The organism is Diaphorobacter sp. J5-51, from assembly GCF_001023515.1.
In the GTDB taxonomy this organism is placed as follows: Bacteria; Pseudomonadota; Gammaproteobacteria; order Burkholderiales; family Burkholderiaceae_C; genus Diaphorobacter; species Diaphorobacter nitroreducens.
In genome coordinates this window covers 75,565-91,466 of sequence record NZ_JSYI01000023.1, presented here as the reverse complement: position 1 = coordinate 91,466, position 15,902 = coordinate 75,565, and the positions used below count along the sequence as shown (strand labels likewise).

The 15,902-nt window shown below is 69.0% G+C and carries 11 protein-coding genes and 1 pseudogene; 6 read left to right on the top strand and 6 right to left on the bottom strand.

Annotation, left to right across the window (positions count from 1 at the left end; genetic code table 11):
* Positions 1-105 precede the first annotated feature (105 nt).
* Positions 106-1,221 (bottom strand): TRAP transporter substrate-binding protein, encoded by a 1,116-nt coding sequence (locus OX89_RS03000; RefSeq protein WP_011806257.1) that lies wholly within the window; start codon positions 1,219-1,221, stop codon positions 106-108.
* Positions 1,222-1,653: 432 nt separating this feature from the next.
* Here OX89_RS03000 and OX89_RS02995 point away from each other — a divergent pair, with 432 nt between their 5' ends.
* Positions 1,654-2,706 (top strand): Ldh family oxidoreductase, encoded by a 1,053-nt coding sequence (locus OX89_RS02995; protein WP_047349496.1) that lies wholly within the window; start codon positions 1,654-1,656, stop codon positions 2,704-2,706.
* Positions 2,707-2,773: 67 nt separating this feature from the next.
* The gene (locus OX89_RS02990) at positions 2,774-4,357 is read left to right on the top strand and encodes a phospholipase D family protein (RefSeq protein ID WP_047349495.1); all 1,584 of its coding nucleotides are present in this window, start codon (positions 2,774-2,776) and stop codon (positions 4,355-4,357) included.
* Positions 4,358-4,409: 52 nt separating this feature from the next.
* Here OX89_RS02990 and OX89_RS02985 read toward each other — a convergent pair.
* Positions 4,410-5,775, bottom strand: a pseudogene (locus OX89_RS02985) (acyl-CoA synthetase); the annotation flags it as partial.
* A gap of 1 nt (position 5,776) precedes the next feature.
* Positions 5,777-6,045 (bottom strand): AMP-binding protein (locus OX89_RS18935; protein WP_369799235.1); only part of this gene is annotated, 269 nt, incomplete at its 3' end.
* Positions 6,046-6,134: 89 nt separating this feature from the next.
* Between OX89_RS18935 and dnaG the strand changes: the two genes are divergently transcribed.
* The 4 genes from dnaG to OX89_RS02965 all read left to right on the top strand — a co-directional run bounded on the left by dnaG (position 6,135) and on the right by OX89_RS02965 (position 12,514).
* Positions 6,135-8,075, top strand: coding sequence for a DNA primase (gene dnaG / locus OX89_RS02980; protein ID WP_234305481.1), 1,941 nt, complete (start codon positions 6,135-6,137; stop codon positions 8,073-8,075).
* A gap of 258 nt (positions 8,076-8,333) precedes the next feature.
* Positions 8,334-10,727 carry an RNA polymerase sigma factor RpoD gene (gene rpoD, locus OX89_RS02975; RefSeq protein WP_047349494.1) on the top strand — a complete coding sequence of 798 codons (2,394 nt, stop codon included), beginning with the start codon at positions 8,334-8,336 and terminating at the stop codon, positions 10,725-10,727.
* A gap of 204 nt (positions 10,728-10,931) precedes the next feature.
* A complete protein-coding gene (locus OX89_RS02970; RefSeq protein ID WP_047349493.1) occupies positions 10,932-11,891 on the top strand; it encodes a ketopantoate reductase family protein in 960 nt (319 codons plus the stop codon).
* 164 nt (positions 11,892-12,055) lie between these two features.
* Positions 12,056-12,514 (top strand): isoprenylcysteine carboxylmethyltransferase family protein, encoded by a 459-nt coding sequence (locus OX89_RS02965; RefSeq protein WP_047349492.1) that lies wholly within the window; start codon positions 12,056-12,058, stop codon positions 12,512-12,514.
* Between the two features lie 44 nt (positions 12,515-12,558).
* On the opposite strand, the gene OX89_RS02960 is transcribed toward OX89_RS02965, so the two are convergent.
* The 3 genes from OX89_RS02960 to OX89_RS02950 form a co-directional block, all read right to left on the bottom strand.
* Positions 12,559-13,560, bottom strand: coding sequence for a tripartite tricarboxylate transporter substrate binding protein (locus OX89_RS02960; protein ID WP_047349491.1), 1,002 nt, complete (start codon positions 13,558-13,560; stop codon positions 12,559-12,561).
* A 96-nt stretch (positions 13,561-13,656) separates the two neighbouring features.
* Positions 13,657-14,865, bottom strand: coding sequence for a CaiB/BaiF CoA-transferase family protein (locus OX89_RS02955; protein ID WP_047349490.1), 1,209 nt, complete (start codon positions 14,863-14,865; stop codon positions 13,657-13,659).
* Between the two features lie 37 nt (positions 14,866-14,902).
* The gene (locus tag OX89_RS02950) at positions 14,903-15,874 is read right to left on the bottom strand and encodes a hydroxymethylglutaryl-CoA lyase (protein WP_047349489.1); all 972 of its coding nucleotides are present in this window, start codon (positions 15,872-15,874) and stop codon (positions 14,903-14,905) included.
* Between the last annotated feature and the right edge of the window lie 28 nt (positions 15,875-15,902).

Sequence of the window (15,902 nt, the reverse complement as noted above, 5' to 3'; positions counted from 1 at the left end):
CCCGCGGGGCAATGAACGGATACACGCTGGCCCGGGCGGCACCGCCTGCGCGCGCCCCCGGCCCTCGTCAGAATGAAAGGCAGGCCCGCCGGGCCTGCCGCGGCATCAGCTCTTGCGCTGCGCGAAGTAGTGGTTCCAGGCCATCTTGAAGTCGACGTCGGTGTCGTTCTTCCAGCGGCCGCTCCTCTGCGCAAAGGTGCGCATGGAGTCCATCACCTTCTTGAACATGGCGTTCTCTTCGGCTTTTTTGGCCGTGACCTTGTCCCAGGCGGCCAACTGCGCGCGCAGGATGGCGTCCGGCGTCTTGTAGAACTTCACCCCCTGCTTGGATTGCATCTCGGCGTAGTCCTTGGCGTAGCGGTCGGCGGCCTTCCAGCTCATGTCGGCGCTGGCGGCCTGCACGGCGTAGTCGATGACCGCCTTCAGCTCCGACGACAGCGCGTCGTACTTGCTCTTGTTGAACAGCACTTCGAACTGCTCGCTGGACTGGTGGAAGCTGTGCAGCATGCAGTTCTTGGCCACGTCGGGAAAGCCCAGCACGCGGTCGCTGGAGGCGTTGTTGAACTCGGCCGCATCCAGCAGGCCGCGGTCCAGCGCGGGCACGATCTCGCCGCCGGGCAGCGGGTTCACGGCCACGCCCATCTCGGTGAACACGTCCACCGCCAGCCCCACGGTGCGGAACTTCAAACCCTTGAGGTCTTCCACGCGCGCCACCGGCTTCTTGAACCAGCCCAGCGGCTGCGTGGGCATGGGGCCGTAGAGCTTGGAGACCACGTCCAGGTTCAGGCTCTTGTAGATCTCGTCGAGCAGCTCCTTACCGCCGCCGTAGTAATGCCACGCGAGCACGCCGTTGGCATCCAGGCCAAAGGCCGGGCCCGAGCCCCACAGCGCCACGGCTTGGTTCTTGCCGTACCAGTAGGCCACCACGCCGTGGCCACCGTCCAGCGTGCCCTTGGCCACGGCATCCAGCAACTGGAAGGCCGGCACCACGGCACCCGCGGGCAACACCTCGATCTTCAGGCGGCTGCCCGCCATGTCGTTGATCTTCTTGGCCAGGTCTCCCGCGAACTCGTGAAAGATATCCTTGGCGGGCCAGGTGCTCTGGAATCGGAACACCGTGGTCTGGGCCGTGCTGATCATGGGCACGGACATGGCTCCCGCGGCAACCGCAGCACCCTTGAGTAGGTTTCGGCGGCCTGGGGTCTTGGTCTGCTCTGTCATCTACTTCACTCCTTGATTGGGATGCCTGGACAATCCAGACCTGCATCTTTGGCGGGTTGCAAACGCACGCCAAAGAGGGTTTACGCGAAGCATCGCGCACCCCACCACGGCGTTCCGCCGCTTTTTGCGCAGTGCACACCTGCGCAGCTCCAGCGCACCGCACCTGTGCAATGCCGTGCATATCTGGCGCAGGGCGCTACGAATTGCGAAGCATGGTGGTGGGGTATGGCCCCGCAATTACTGCGGCGCAGCACGCAGGACCCACTCGGCATCTAGCGGCATGCGCACCACACGCGCCCCAGCGGGATGGATCATGCGAAGATTGAAGCGAAAACACCGTTAGCCCCATAGTGGGAGAGCGCGAGAAGCTATGCTTTTGGAAGCAAGACCCCCCTGCACACCACTTACGCGCCCCACACAGGAGACCTCTGCATGCCCCTTTCTCACACCGCCAGCGGCGACGTCCAGCACGTGCCTTTCGATGACCTGCGCGGCACGCTCGCGCGCATCTTCGAGCGGCACGGCACCAGCGCCGAAGTGGCCACCGTGCTGGCCCACAACTGCGCCAGCGCCGAACGCGACGGCGCGCACAGCCATGGCGTGTTCCGCATCCCTGGCTACCTGTCGACATTGGCCAGCGGCTGGGTGGACGGCCGCGCCGTGCCGCGTGTGGAGGATGTGGCGCCCGGTTACCTGGCGGTGGATGCCGGCAATGGCTTTGCCCAACCCGCCTACCGGGCCGCCTATTCGGCGCTGGTGGCCAAGGCGCGCGCGAACGGCGTGGCGCTGCTGGCAATCCGCAACTCGCACCACTTTGCGGCGCTGTGGCCCGACGTGGAGCCGCTGGCTGACGACGGGTTGGTGGCGCTGGCACTCGTCAACAGCATGGCCTGCGTGGTGCCCAGCGGCGGCACCACGGCGCTCTTCGGCACCAACCCCATCGCCTTCGCCGCGCCCCGCGCGGGCCATGAGCCGCTGGTGTTCGACCTGGCCACCAGCGCCATCGCCCACGGCGACGTGCAGATCGCCGCGCGCGAGGGCCGCCTGCTGCCCGACGGCCACGGCGTGGACCGCCACGGCCAGCCCACGAACGACCCGCGCGCCATCCTGGACGGCGGCGCGCTGCTGCCCTTCGGCGGCGTGCACAGCAGCTACAAGGGATCGGCCCTGTCGATGATGGTGGAGCTGCTGGCCGCCGCGCTCACCGGCGGCAACTTCTCGTTCGAGTTCGACTGGAGCCAGCACCCGGGCGCGCAGACGCCGTGGACGGGCGAACTGATCATCGCCATCGACCCGGCCAAGCATGCCGGCCGCGGCTTCGCCGAGCGCTGCGAGGACCTGGTGCAGGCCATGGCCGCCGCCGGCCAGACGCGCCAGCCCGGCGAGCGCCGCTACCGCCAGCGCGCACAGTCGCTGCGCGAAGGCATTGCGCTGCCCGCCGCCACCTGGCAGGAGCTGCAGCGCCTGGCAGGCGTGCCGGTCTGACCGCGGCACAATACAAGCCAAAATGGCCTGCAGCGCCCATATATAAAGCGCAAACAGCTATTAAATAATGAGCAAAATCTTCTCACCACTCCAGCCGCCGCGCCGCGCCCTCGCACTGCTGGGCGGCGTGCTGGCCAGTCTGCTGCTGGGCGGCTGGGCCCTGCCGCCGCTGGCGGGGCGCAGCGCATCGACCGCGCTGGACCTGCCCGCCGCGCAGGCCACGCCCCTGGGCCTGGCGCTGGCGCCCGAGGTGCAGGCGCGCCCCGGCCTGAGCGGCATCCACCCGCTGGAGCACCCGCACGATGCCTTCGCCGCCCGCGCGCTGCTGGCCCGCGCGGCCGAGCGCACGCTGGACGTGCAGTACTACATCTGGCGCGGCGACACCACCGGCACGCTGCTGCTGGGCGAGCTGCTGGCCGCGGCCGAGCGCGGCGTGCGCGTGCGCCTGCTGCTGGACGACGTGGGCACGTCCGGGCTGGACGCGCAGCTCGCGGCGCTGGACGCCCACCCGCACATCGAGGTGCGCCTGTTCAACCCCTTCGCGCTGCGCAGCCCCAAGGTGCTGGGCTATCTGGCGGACCTGCGGCGCGCCAACCGGCGCATGCACAACAAGTCGTTCACGGCGGACAACCAGGCCAGCATCGTCGGCGGGCGCAACGTGGGCGACGAGTACTTCGGCGCCACCTCGGGCGTGCTGTTCGCCGACCTGGACGTGCTGGCCGTCGGCCCCGTGGTGCAGGCCGTGTCCACCGACTTCGACCGCTACTGGAGCAGCGCCAGCGCCTACCCGGCCCAGGGCCTCCTGCCGGCCGTGGAGCCCGCCGCCATGGCCCAGTTGGCGCAGCAGGCGCAGGCACTGCTGGCGTCCGACGGCGCGCGCGACTATGCCCTCGCCATCCTGCGCAGCGACTTCGTCCAGCGCCTGCTGCGCCACGAGCTGCCGCTGGAATGGGCCCGCGTGCAGATGCTCAGCGACGACCCGGCCAAGGGCCTGGGCGCGGCGCGGCGCGAAGGCCTGCTGCTGCCCCAGCTGGAGGCCGCACTGGGCCAGCCGCGGCGCAGCGTCGACCTGGTCTCGCCCTACTTCGTTCCCACGGCCGCCGGCGTGGCGGCCTTTGCGCGGCTCCAGGAGGCCGGCGTGCGCGTGCAGGTGCTGACCAACGCCTTCGAGGCGACCGACGTGCCCGCCGTGCACGCGGGCTACGCCAAGTACCGCCGGCCCCTGCTGGCCGCCGGCGTCACGCTCTACGAGATGCGCCGCCTGGTGCCCGAACTGGCCGGCGCACCGGCCCAGCCGCTGGCCCGGCGCCTGGGCAGCTCGGGCTCCAGCCTGCACGCCAAGACCTTCGCGGTGGACGGCGAGCGCGTGTTCGTGGGCTCGCTCAACTTCGACCCGCGCTCGGCGCACCTGAACACCGAGCTGGGTTTCCTCATCGACAGCCCGGCGCTGGCGCAGCAGGTCGCACAGGCCTTCGCCACCACGGTGCCCGAACAGTCCTACCGCGTGAAGCTGGCCGGCGACGGCGCACTGCAATGGCACGGCGGCCTGGGCGACCCGCCGCCGGTCTACGCCACCGAGCCCCACACCACCTGGTGGAGCCGCACGATGGTGCGCGTGCTCATGTGCCTGCCCATCGAGTGGCTGCTGTAGCGCGCTGCCCCCGCCTGCGGCGCGGCGGGGGGCTGGCCTGACGCAGAAGGCCTCAGACGTCGATGGCCGCGGCCGATCCCGCCTGCTTGCGCAGCTCGAACTTCTGGATCTTGCCGGTGCTGGTCTTGGGCAACTCGCCGAACACCACGGCACGCGGCACCTTGAAGCCCGCCAGGTGCTTCTTGCAGTGCGCCACGATGTCCTCGGGCGTGGCCTGCGCGCCCGCCTTCAGCTCCACGAAGGCGCAGGGCGTCTCTCCCCACTTGGCGTCGGGCTTGGCGACCACGGCGGCGGCCAGCACGTCGGGGTGGCGGTAGAGCACGTCCTCCACCTCGATGGAGGAGATGTTCTCGCCGCCCGAGATGATGATGTCCTTGCTGCGGTCCTTGATCTTGATGTAGCCGTCGGGGTACTGCACCGCCAGGTCACCACTGTGGAACCAGCCGCCACGGAAGGCCTCCTCGGTGGCCTTGGGGTTCTTCAGGTAGCCCTTCATGGCGATGTTGCCGCGGAACATGATCTCGCCCATGGTCTCGCCGTCGTGCGGCACGGGCTCCATGGTGTCTGGGTTGAGCACCATGGCCGCGCGTTGCAGGTGGTAGCGCACGCCCTGGCGGGCATTCAGGCGCGCACGCTCGCCGATGTCCAGCGCGTCCCAGGCCGCGTGCTTGGCGCAGACGGTGGCCGGGCCATACACCTCCGTGAGGCCGTACACATGGGTCAGGTCGAACCCCATCTGCTCCATGCCCTCGATCATCGAGGCCGGCGGCGCTGCCCCGGCCACCATGGCCTTCACGCCCGCGGGAACGCCCTCCTTCATCGCCGCTGGCGCGTTGACCAGCAGGCCATGCACGATGGGCGCGCCGCAGTAGTGTGTGACGCCGTGGTTGCGGATGGCGTCGAAGATGGCCTGCGCCTCGACCCGGCGCAGGCACACATTGACGCCCGCGCGCGCCGCCACCGTCCAGGGAAAGCACCAGCCGTTGCAGTGGAACATGGGCAGCGTCCAGAGGTAGACGGCATGCTTGGGCATGTCCCACTCCAGCACGTTGCTGACGGCATTGGTGTGCGCGCCGCGGTGGTGGTAGACCACGCCCTTGGGGTTGCCCGTGGTGCCCGAGGTGTAGTTGAGTGCGATGGCGTCCCACTCGTCGCCGGGCAGTTCCCAGGCGAACTGCGCGTCACCCTGGGCCAGGAAGTCCTCGTACGTCAGCGTGCCCAGGCGCTGCGCGGCCGGGCCGTAGAAGGCGTCTTCCACGTCGATGAGCAGCAGCGGCGCCTGCGACTGGCGCAGCGCCAGCGCCTTGGCCATCACGGGGGCGAATTCGGGGTCCACGATCACCGCCTTGGCCTCGCCGTGGTCCAGCATGAAGGCGATGGTCTCCGGGTCCAGCCGGGTATTCAGCGCATTGAGCACCNCCCGCCATGGGCACGCCGAAGTGCGCCTCCACCATCGGCGGGGTGTTGGGCAGCATCACGGCCACGGTGTCGTTCTTGCCGATGCCCGCGCGGCGCAGGCTGCTGGCCAGGCGGCGGCAGCGCGCGTAGGTCTGCCCCCAGGTCTGGCGCAGCTCGCCATGCACGATAGCCAGGCGGTCGGGGTAGACCTCGGCCGTGCGTTCGATGAAGGACAGGGGCGACAGCGGCGCATGGTTGGCTTCGGTGCGCGGCAGATTCTGGTCGTACATGCTGGTCACGTGCGGGGCTCCTTTGTTTCTTGTTCAGGCCGGGAATGCAAGACCCGTTCATTAGAGCAAAGCCAGCTGGCGGCGGGCTGATGGAAAATACCCCGGTGTCCATCCCCCAGTCGTTCATCCAGGAGTTGCTTGCGCGCGTTGACGTCGTCGATGTGGTCGGCCGCTATGTGCAGCTCAAGAAGAGCGGCGCCAACTTCATGGGCCTGTGCCCCTTCCACGGGGAAAAATCGCCCTCATTCAGCGTCAGCCCGTCCAAGCAGTTCTTCCACTGCTTTGGCTGTGGCAAGAACGGCAATGCGATCGGGTTTCTCATGGACCACGCGGGCATGGGCTTTCGCGAGGCCGTGCAGGACCTGGCCCAGCAGATCGGTATGCAGGTGCCCGACGACGAGAACACCTCGCCCCAGGACCGCGAACGCGCCGCCGCCCAGCGCCAGAAGCAGGCCACGCTGACCGACGTGCTGGAGAAGGCCGGCGACGCCTGGCGACGCCACCTGCGCGAGTCACCGCGCGCCGTCCAGTATTTCAAGGGCCGGGGCGTATCAGGCCAGGTGGCCAAGCGCTACGGCCTGGGCTACGCGCCGGAGGGCTGGCGGGGCTTGGCCAGCGTGTTCCCCGAGTACGACAGCCCGCTGCTGGAGGAAAGCGGCCTGGTGATCGTGAACGAGGAAGACGGCAAGCGCTACGACCGCTTCCGTGACCGCGTGATGTTCCCCATTCGCAACGTCAAGGGCGAGTGCATCGGCTTTGGCGGACGCGTGTTGGGCGACGACAAGCCCAAGTACCTCAACTCCCCCGAAACCCCGGTGTTCCACAAGGGCCGCGAGCTCTACGGCCTGTACGAGGCGCGCAACGCCATCCGCGAACACGGCTACGCCCTGGTCACCGAAGGCTACATGGACGTGGTGGCGCTGGCGCAACTGGGCTTTCCCAATGCCGTGGCCACGCTGGGCACGGCATGTACGCCCGAGCATGTGCACAAGCTGTTCCGCTTCACCGACGTGGTGGTGTTCAGCTTCGACGGCGACGCGGCCGGCCGCCGCGCGGCGCGCAAGGCGCTCGACGGCGCCCTGCCCTACGCGAGCGACACGCGCAGCATCAAGTTCCTGTTCCTGCCGCCCGAGCACGACCCCGACAGCTTCGTGCGCGCCTATGGACCGGAGGCGTTCGCGCGCCACGTGGGCGACGCCATGCCGCTGTCGCGCTTCCTGCTCGAATCCGCGCGGGAGGGCTGCGATCTCGGCACGGCCGAGGGCCGCGCCCACATGCTGGCCAACGCCCGCCCGCTCTGGAGCCAGCTGCCCGACGGCGCCCTCAAGCGCCAGTTGCTGACCGAGCTGGGTGAACTGGGCCAGTTGCCGGCCAAGGACCTGGCCGAGCTCTGGGCTCAGGAGGGCCCGCGCGCCGCGCCCGCGGCAGCGCCGGAGGGCGGCGACCCGTTCGCGGACGAGCCGCCCTGGCACCCGCAGCCGCCCGGCCCGTGGCAGGGCGAACTCGCGCGCCGCCCCTGGCGCAAGGACGCCGGCGGCCGCTGGCGCCGCGAGCCCGCGCGCCCGGCCCAGCCCCCGCTGCCGCGCAGGCCCGCCGCCAGCCGCATCGACCACGCGGCGCGGCTGCTGCTGTCGCACATGCAGTTCCTCGAAGGCCTCTCGCACGAGGACCACGCCGCGCTGTGCGCCCAGCCCGAGCCGCACGGCCCGCTGTTCGCGTGGCTCGAAGGCCAGCTCCACGAGCACGGCCCCCAGCCCTGGGCCGTGCTGCGCGAGGCGCTGCGCGGCCACGACTGCGAGCCGCTCGCCGAGCGCGTGATGACCGGCTCGCACGCCCAGACCGAGGGCGACGAGGCCGAGCTGCACGCCGAGCTGCGCGGCCTGCTCGACCGCATGCTGATCGAGGAATTCAAGCGCCAGCAGCAGGAGCTGGTGCCCCGCGTGACGCGCGACCCCGCCGCGCTCGCGCAGTACCAGGCGCTGGAGCAGCGGCTCAAGGGATTGCTCGGTATTTCTCCCAGGCCTACTTGAAATACGCACCGCCGCTATAATTTAGGGTTTGTCGGCAAGAGCGACAGCAGCACCTCCGGACCAGGCGACCGTGACAAACGCGCACAACCGCCCTCCCCCACCGCAAGGACTGCACACCAAATGTTCGCCCAGACATCTTGCCCCTGAGGGTTTTCCCCTCAAACCGCGAAGGCCCTTGCCGTCGCCGTGCCTGCCCGCGCCGGGTTCCTTGGCGCTTGTGTTTTCTTTGTGTGTCCGTTTTTGACCTTGAGGTTGTCCATGCCCGTTCAAAAGTCCGCGAAGTCGCCCAAGTCTGCCTCTGGCACCCCCGCGAAGGCCGCTTCCAAAGCCGCAACCACTGTGAAAGCCGCCGCCAAGGCGCCCGCGAAAGCCGCCCCTGTCAAGGCCGCTGCCGCCGCGCCCAAGGCTGCGCCGAAAGTCAAGACTGTGTCCACGCCGAAAACTGCTGCCGAGCTGAAAAAAGCCGCTGATGAACTGTTGAAGAAGAAGCCCGCGCGCGCCAAGGCGGCTGCTGCCGAGCCCGAAGTCGCCGAAGAGGCGCCCAAGAAGAAGCCCGGCCGCCCCGCCAAGGCCGCCGGCACCACCGCTGCTGCCAAGCGCGGCCGCAAGCCCAAGGCCAAGGAAGAAGGCCTGGAGGACGACGCCGACCTGTCCGACATCGAGTCCGACCTCGAAGGCGAGCCCGAAGCCGAGGTGGTTGAGGCCGCCGAAGCCGCCCCGGTCGAGAAGGCCAAGCCCCTGCGCATGAAGATCAGCAAGGCCAAGGAACGCGCCTTGATGAAGGAGTTCGGCCTGGACGAGACCGTGCTGTCCGAAGAGGACATGGCCAAGCGGCGCTCGCAGCTCAAGAAGCTGATCACGCTGGGCAAGACGCGCGGCTACCTCACGCAGGTGGAAATCTCCGACCACCTGCCCGACAAGCTGGTGGACGCCGAAACCATGGAAGTCGTGGTCGCCATGCTGGGCGACATGGGCGTGGCCGTGTACGAGCAAACGCCCGACGCGGAAACCCTGTTCCAGAACAACGTGACCCCCACGGCCACCACCGTGGAGGAGGCCGAGGAAGAAGCCGAGGCCGCCCTGTCCACCGTGGACTCGGAATTCGGCCGCACCACCGACCCCGTGCGCATGTACATGCGCGAGATGGGTACGGTGGAGCTGCTCACGCGCGAAGGTGAGATCGAGATCGCCAAGCGCATCGAGGGCGGCCTGATGGACATGATGGAGGCCATCAGCGCCTCGCCCGCCACCATCGCCGAGATCCTCAACATGGGTGAGGAAATCCGCGAGGGCAAGGTCGTCATCTCCACCGTGGTGGACGGCTTCTCCAATCCCAACGAGGCCGACGACTACGTGGCCGAGGAAGATTTCGACGAATTCGACGAGGAAGACGACGACGACGGCAAGGGCGGCTCCAAGGCCCTGACCAAGAAGCTCGAAGAGCTCAAGAACGAGGCCCTGCGCCGCTTCGACACGCTGCGCGCGCTGTTCGAGAAGATGCACAAGATCTACGACCGCGAAGGCTACGGCGGCCCGGCGTACATGAAGGTGCAGCGCGAAATCTCGGCCGAGCTGATGACCATCCGCTTCACGGCCAAGACCATCGAGAAGCTGTGCGACATGGTGCGCGCCCAGGTGGACGACGTGCGCAAGAAGGAGCGCGAGCTGCGCCGCATCATCGTGGACAAGTGCGGCATGCCGCAGGAAATCTTCATCAAGGAGTTCCCGCCCAACCTGCTGAACCTGCAGTGGGTGGAGAAGCAGGCCGCCGCCGGCAAGCCCTGGAGCGCCGTGATGCAGCGCAACATTCCCCCCATCCAGGAACTGCAGCAAAAGCTGATCGACCTGCAGTCGCGTGTGGTGGTGCCGCTGTCCGAGCTCAAGGAGATCAACAAGCGCATGAACGAGGGCGAGGCTGCATCGCGCCACGCCAAGAAGGAGATGATCGAGGCCAACCTGCGCCTGGTGATCTCGATCGCCAAGAAGTACACCAACCGCGGCCTGCAGTTCCTGGATCTGATCCAGGAGGGCAACATCGGCCTGATGAAGGCGGTGGACAAGTTCGAATACCGCCGCGGCTACAAGTTCTCGACCTACGCCACGTGGTGGATCCGCCAGGCGATCACACGATCCATCGCGGATCAAGCTCGAACCATCCGCATCCCGGTGCACATGATCGAGACCATCAACAAGATGAACCGCATCAGCCGCCAGCACCTGCAGGAGTTCGGCTTCGAGCCCGATGCGTCCATCCTGGCCGCGAAGATGGAGATCCCCGAGGACAAGATCCGCAAGATCATGAAGATCGCCAAGGAGCCGATCTCGATGGAAACCCCCATCGGCGACGACGACGACAGCCACCTGGGCGACTTCATCGAGGACAGCAACAACACCGCACCCGTGGACGCCGCCATGCAGGCCGGCCTGCGCGACGTGGTGAAGGACATCCTCGACGGCCTGACCCCGCGCGAAGCCAAGGTGCTGCGCATGCGCTTCGGCATCGAAATGTCCACCGACCACACGCTGGAAGAAGTGGGCAAGCAGTTCGACGTGACGCGCGAACGCATCCGCCAGATCGAGGCCAAGGCGCTGCGCAAGCTCAAGCACCCGAGCCGCTCGGACAAGCTGCGCAGCTTCATCGACTCGCTGTAAGCCACGCATCTTCCGCGCACACCTCGCGCAGCCAACGCCCCCGCCGCTCGGCCGGGGCGTTTTTTATTGCGCGTCAGGGTTTCAAGCCAAATCGGCTTTTCACGCTTATACAGCAAGCGCCAGCAGCTATATTTTTGATAGCAAAACATGGAACGCCCGATCGGTGGACAATGGCCGTCCCGTCCTTCCTGAAAGCTCCCCGCCATGCCTCTGAACACCCCTTCGCACACAGGCCGTCTGCGCTTCGCCGTGATGGGCGCAGGCGCGGTGGGCTGCTACTTTGGCGCCCTGCTGGCGCGTGCGGGCCACGCGGTCACGCTCATCGGCCGCCCGGACCACGTGCAGGCGATCCAGGCCCACGGCCTGCGACTGCAAACCGCCACGCAGGACACCCATGTGCCACTGGAGGCCAGTACCGATGCCAGCGCCGTGCGTGGCGCCGACGTGGTGCTGCTGTGCGTGAAGTCCACCGACACCGAGGCAGCGGCGCGCCAGATGCAGCCCTACCTGGCACCGGGCGCGCTGGTGCTCACGCTGCAAAACGGCGTGGACAACGACGAGCGCGCCCGCGCCGTGCTGGGCGCGGCGCACCCCGTGGCGGCCGCCGTGGTGTATGTGGCCACAGCCATGGCCGGGCCTGGGCACGTGCGTCACTTCGGGCGGGGTGAGCTGGTGATCGGCCCGTCGCCCGCCAGCGCGCGCGTGGCGCGGGAGCTGTGCGACGCGGGCATCCCCGCCGAGGTGTCGGACAACGTGCGCAGCGCCCTGTGGGCCAAGCTGGTCATCAACTGCGCCTACAACGCGCTGTCGGCCATCGTGCAGCAGCCCTACGGCTGGCTGGTGCAGCAGGACGGCGCGACCGATGTGATCGCCGACGTCGTGGCCGAATGCCTGGCCGTGGCGCAGGCGGACGGGGTGCCCCCTCCCGCAGACATCCACGCGGCCGTGCGCAGCATCGCGCAGAGCATGGCGGGCCAACGGTCCTCCACCGCGCAGGACCTGGCACGGGGCCGCCCCACCGAGATCGGCCACCTGAATGGCTACGTGGTGCAGCGCGGCGCCGCGCTGGGTGTCGCCACGCCGGTCAACCGCGCGCTGCTGGTGCTGGTACGCATGGCCGAGGCCAGTGGCGTGCATGGCCCCCAGGACCATCAAAAAACATAGCTGCCAGCGCTTGATAGGCAAGCGCTAGAGGCCAAAAACACCCTGAATCGCCACAACGCAGACGCGCCGCACCGCGGGCTGGGCGCCGCCTCGGGACCGGCCTACACTGGCTGCGCGTGCACCCTTCCCCTTTTCCGCCGCCGGGCGTCCGGCGGCCCACACCCATGCACTGGCTTGAACACAAGATCCCTCCGCCGCTCGTCGCCGCCCTTGCCGGCGTGGCGATGTGGTTCACCGCGCAGGCCAGCGGCGGCGTGACGGACAGCGCGCCGCGCACCGCGGCGGCCGTCCTGCTCGCGCTGGTGGGCCTGGCGTTCGACGTGGCCGGCCTGCACGCGTTTCGGCGCGCGCGCACCACCGTCAACCCGCTGCGGCCGGGCGGTGCTTCGGCGCTGGTGGTGGGCGGCGTGTACCGCGTCACGCGCAACCCGATGTACGTGGGCCTCGCCCTCCTGCTGCTCGCATGGACGGTGTACCTGGGTGCGCCGCTGGCGCTGCTGGGCGTTGCGGCGTTCGTGGCCTACATCACGCGCTTTCAGATCGTTCCGGAAGAGGGGGTGCTGGCGCAGAAGTTCGGGCCGGAATTCGCCGCCTATCGATCCAGGGTGCGCAGGTGGCTGTAGCGCTTATCCAGCAAGCGCTGACAGCTCCTTGAACGATAGCGAAGTCAGTCCATCTTCACGCTGGCGCTCTTCACCACCTGCCCCATGCGCGCCAGTTCGCTGCGAAAGAACGCGGCCGAGGCATCGGGCGGCGTGAGCTTGATCTCGTAGCCCTGCGCCACCAGCGCGTCGCGCGCCTCCGGCATGGTCAGCGCGGCCTTGAAGCCGTGGTACAGCCGCGCCACGTCCGCCGGGGGCACGCCGGCAGGCGCCACGGCGGCGATCCAGCCCTCCAGTTCACAGCGCGGCAGGCCCTGTTCGGCGAGGGTGGGCACGCCGGGCAGCGAGGGGACGCGGGCGGCCGTGGTCACGCCCAGCGCGCGCAGGCTGCCGGACTTGATGTGCGCGGCCGCCGGCGCCACGGCCACCACGCCCAGCTGCACCTGCCCGCCCAGGATGTCATTCATCAGCGGGCCCATGCCGCGGTAGGGGATGTGCTTGATGTCCAGCTGCGCCTGGTCCACGAACATGGCCGCGCCCAGGTGCAGGATGGTGCCGTTGCCCGATGAGCCGTAGTTGAGCACCCCGGGCTTGGCCTTGGCGAGCGCGATGAGTTCGCGCGCGTTCCGGGCCTGCACCGAGGGATGGGCGACGAGCATGAAGGGCGTGGCGCCGATCACGGTGATGGGCGTGATGTCCTCGATGGCATCGAAAGGCGCCGATGGGTACACATGCGGGTTCACCACGTGGTTGTTGGACACCAGGCCGATCACCGAGCCGTCCTTGGGCGCGCGCACGAGCTGCGTGGTGCCCGTGATGCCGCCCGCGCCGGGCAGGTTCTCGATCACCACCGCCTGGCCCAGCGCCCTGGACAGGCTGGCCTGAATGGCGCGGATGGCACCGTCCGCGCCCGAGCCGGCCGACAGCGGCAGGATCACGCGCAGCGGCCGGTCGGCCGCACCGGGGCCCTGCGCATGCGCCAGCGCGGGCGCACAGAGGGCAACACTCCAGGCCAGCGCCTGGCGGCGCGTGAGGCGGCGGGGTGCGGGGAATGCATCGAGGGGCATGGGTGTCTCCGGTGGTTTTTATAGGGGTCTCAGAAAGCGCGGACTCAGGGATTGGCGGGCCACGCATGCACAAGGCCGTGGCCCGATTGATACCCCTCAGGCCACGGCTGCGCACGCGCGCAGCGCGGCCACCTGGTCGGCCGTGTAGCCCAGGCCTGCCAGCAGATCCTGCGTGTGCTGGCCGAGCCGCGGTGGGTCCAGGCGCACGCCCATGCGCTGGCCGTCCAGGCGCAGCGGCATGAGCGTGGTGCGTGCGGTGCCGCCCGCGCGCTCCCCGTCGGGCAGGGTGATCTCGGCCAGGCCGCCCGTGGCGTTGAGGTGCGGGTCGTCAAACAATTGCTCGGGCCGCAGGATGGGTGCGAACGGCAGGCCATGGCGCTCGAAGACCGCCGCCAGTGCATCGGCCGTGTGGGCGGCCAGGCGCTGGCGCAGCTCGGGCAACAGCGTGGGCCGCGCGCGCACGCGGTCGTTGTTGGTGGCATAGCGCGGGTCGGCCTTGAGGTCGGCATAGCCCATGGCGTCGCAGAAGGTCTGCCACTGCGCGTCGCTCACCGCGGCCAGGAAGATCTGGCCGCCGTCCTTGACGCTGAACACGTCGTACACCGCCCAGGACGAGATGCGGTCGGGCATGGGCGCGGCGGGCTGGCCGGTGACGGCGTACTGCATCATGTGCTGGCCGACCAGGAACACGTTGTTCTCGAACAGCGCCGAGTCCACCTCCTGGCCGCGCCCGGTCTGCTGGCGCTGCATGAGCGCCGCCATGGCGCCGATGGCGCCGAACATGCCGCCCATGATGTCGTTCACGCTGCTGCCGGCGCGCAGCGGGTCGCCCGGGCGGCCGGTCATGTAGGCCAGCCCCCCCATCATCTGCACCACCTCGTCCAGCGCCGTGCGGTGCTCGTAAGGGCCGGGCAGGAAACCCGTGTGGTTCACATACACCAGGCGCTCGTTCAGGCGCGACAGGGCCGCGTAGTCCAGGCCGTACTTGGCCATCACGCCGGGCTTGAAGTTCTGCGCCACCACGTCGGCCGACGAGGCCAGGCGGATGGCCACCTCCAGCCCCGCGGTACTGCGCAGGTCGATGGCGATGCTCTTCTTGTTGCGGTTGAACATGGGAAAGAAGCCCGCGCCCGCGCCCAGCAGGTGGCGTGTGCGGTCGCCATCCACGGGCTCGACCTTGATGACCTCGGCGCCCAGGTCGGCCAGCACCATGCCGCAGGTGGGGCCCATGACCATGTGGGTGAACTCCACCACGCGCAGGCCCTCCAGGGGCAGCCGGGACGAAGAGGAAGCGTTGGAATTCATGGTGTCCCAAAGAAGAAGCTAAAACAGGCGCGCCCGCTCAGGCAGGCTGCGCCAGGGTGGAAACAGAAGCGCCCGTGTGGCGCGGCAGACCGGCCTGCCACAGCGTGCCATGCAGCGTCTCGCCCGCGAGCCAGCCCTGCACGCGCTGGCGCAGCGCGAGCAGCGCGGCCACGTCGAGTCCCGTGGACAGCCCCATGCGCTCCAGCATGAAGGCCAGGTCTTCGGTGGTCACGTTACCGCTGGCGCCGGGCGCATGCGGACAGCCGCCAATGCCGCCCAGGCAGGCGTCGAAGCGCGTGATGCCCGCCTGCCAGGCGGCGTAGCAGTTGGCCAGCCCCATGCCGCGCGTGTCGTGGAAATGCGCGGCGGCCAGGCGGTCGCCCACCAGCGTGCGCGCCTTCTCGAAGAGGCGCTGCACGCCGGCCGGATCGGCATAGCCCACGGTGTCGGCCAGGCTCACGCGGTCGGCGCCGGCATCCAGCAGCGCCTGCAGCAGGCGCAGCACCTCGTCCTCGGCCACGTCGCCCTGGAGCGTGCAGCCGAAGGCCGTGCCCACGCCGCCCTCGATGCGCGACGCGCTGCCCGCCGCATCGCGGGTGGCGCGGATGCGGGCCACCTCCGCCACCACCTCGTCGGGCGTCTTGCGCAGGTTGGCGAGGCTGTGCGCATGGCTGGCCGACAGCGGCACGATCATCCAGTGCGCACCCGCGTCGATGGCGCGCTCGGCCCCCTTGAGGTTGGGCACCAGCACCGAGGCCACCAACCCCGGCAGCGTGAGCGCATGCGCGAGCACCTCGGCGGTGTCGGCCAGTTGCGGCAGCAGGCGCGCGGGCACGAATGAGCCCACCTCGATCTCGCGTTGGCCTGCGGCGTAGGCGGCGTCCAGCCACGCGATCTTGTGTGCTGTCGGCAGCGTGGTGGCGATGCTCTGCAGGCCGTCGCGCAGGCCCACCTCGCGCACGGTGGCGTGGCCGGGGCGCGGGTCGCAGAGGGTGGGTAGCGAAGCCATGGAATTGCCTGGAGGGTTGATGTGCGTC

Bases quoted from the DNA above. Each gene is read 5' to 3' on its own strand.
- OX89_RS03000 (WP_011806257.1), bottom strand. From the start codon at position 1,221: ATGACAGAGCAGACCAAGACCCCAGGCCGCCGAAACCTACTCAAGGGT.
- OX89_RS02995 (WP_047349496.1), top strand. From the start codon at position 1,654: ATGCCCCTTTCTCACACCGCCAGCGGCGACGTCCAGCACGTGCCTTTC.
- OX89_RS02990 (WP_047349495.1), top strand. From the start codon at position 2,774: ATGAGCAAAATCTTCTCACCACTCCAGCCGCCGCGCCGCGCCCTCGCA.
- dnaG (WP_234305481.1), top strand. From the start codon at position 6,135: ATGGAAAATACCCCGGTGTCCATCCCCCAGTCGTTCATCCAGGAGTTG.
- rpoD (WP_047349494.1), top strand. From the start codon at position 8,334: ATGCCCGTTCAAAAGTCCGCGAAGTCGCCCAAGTCTGCCTCTGGCACC.
- OX89_RS02970 (WP_047349493.1), top strand. From the start codon at position 10,932: ATGCCTCTGAACACCCCTTCGCACACAGGCCGTCTGCGCTTCGCCGTG.
- OX89_RS02965 (WP_047349492.1), top strand. From the start codon at position 12,056: ATGCACTGGCTTGAACACAAGATCCCTCCGCCGCTCGTCGCCGCCCTT.
- OX89_RS02960 (WP_047349491.1), bottom strand. From the start codon at position 13,560: ATGCCCCTCGATGCATTCCCCGCACCCCGCCGCCTCACGCGCCGCCAG.
- OX89_RS02955 (WP_047349490.1), bottom strand. From the start codon at position 14,865: ATGAATTCCAACGCTTCCTCTTCGTCCCGGCTGCCCCTGGAGGGCCTG.
- OX89_RS02950 (WP_047349489.1), bottom strand. From the start codon at position 15,874: ATGGCTTCGCTACCCACCCTCTGCGACCCGCGCCCCGGCCACGCCACC.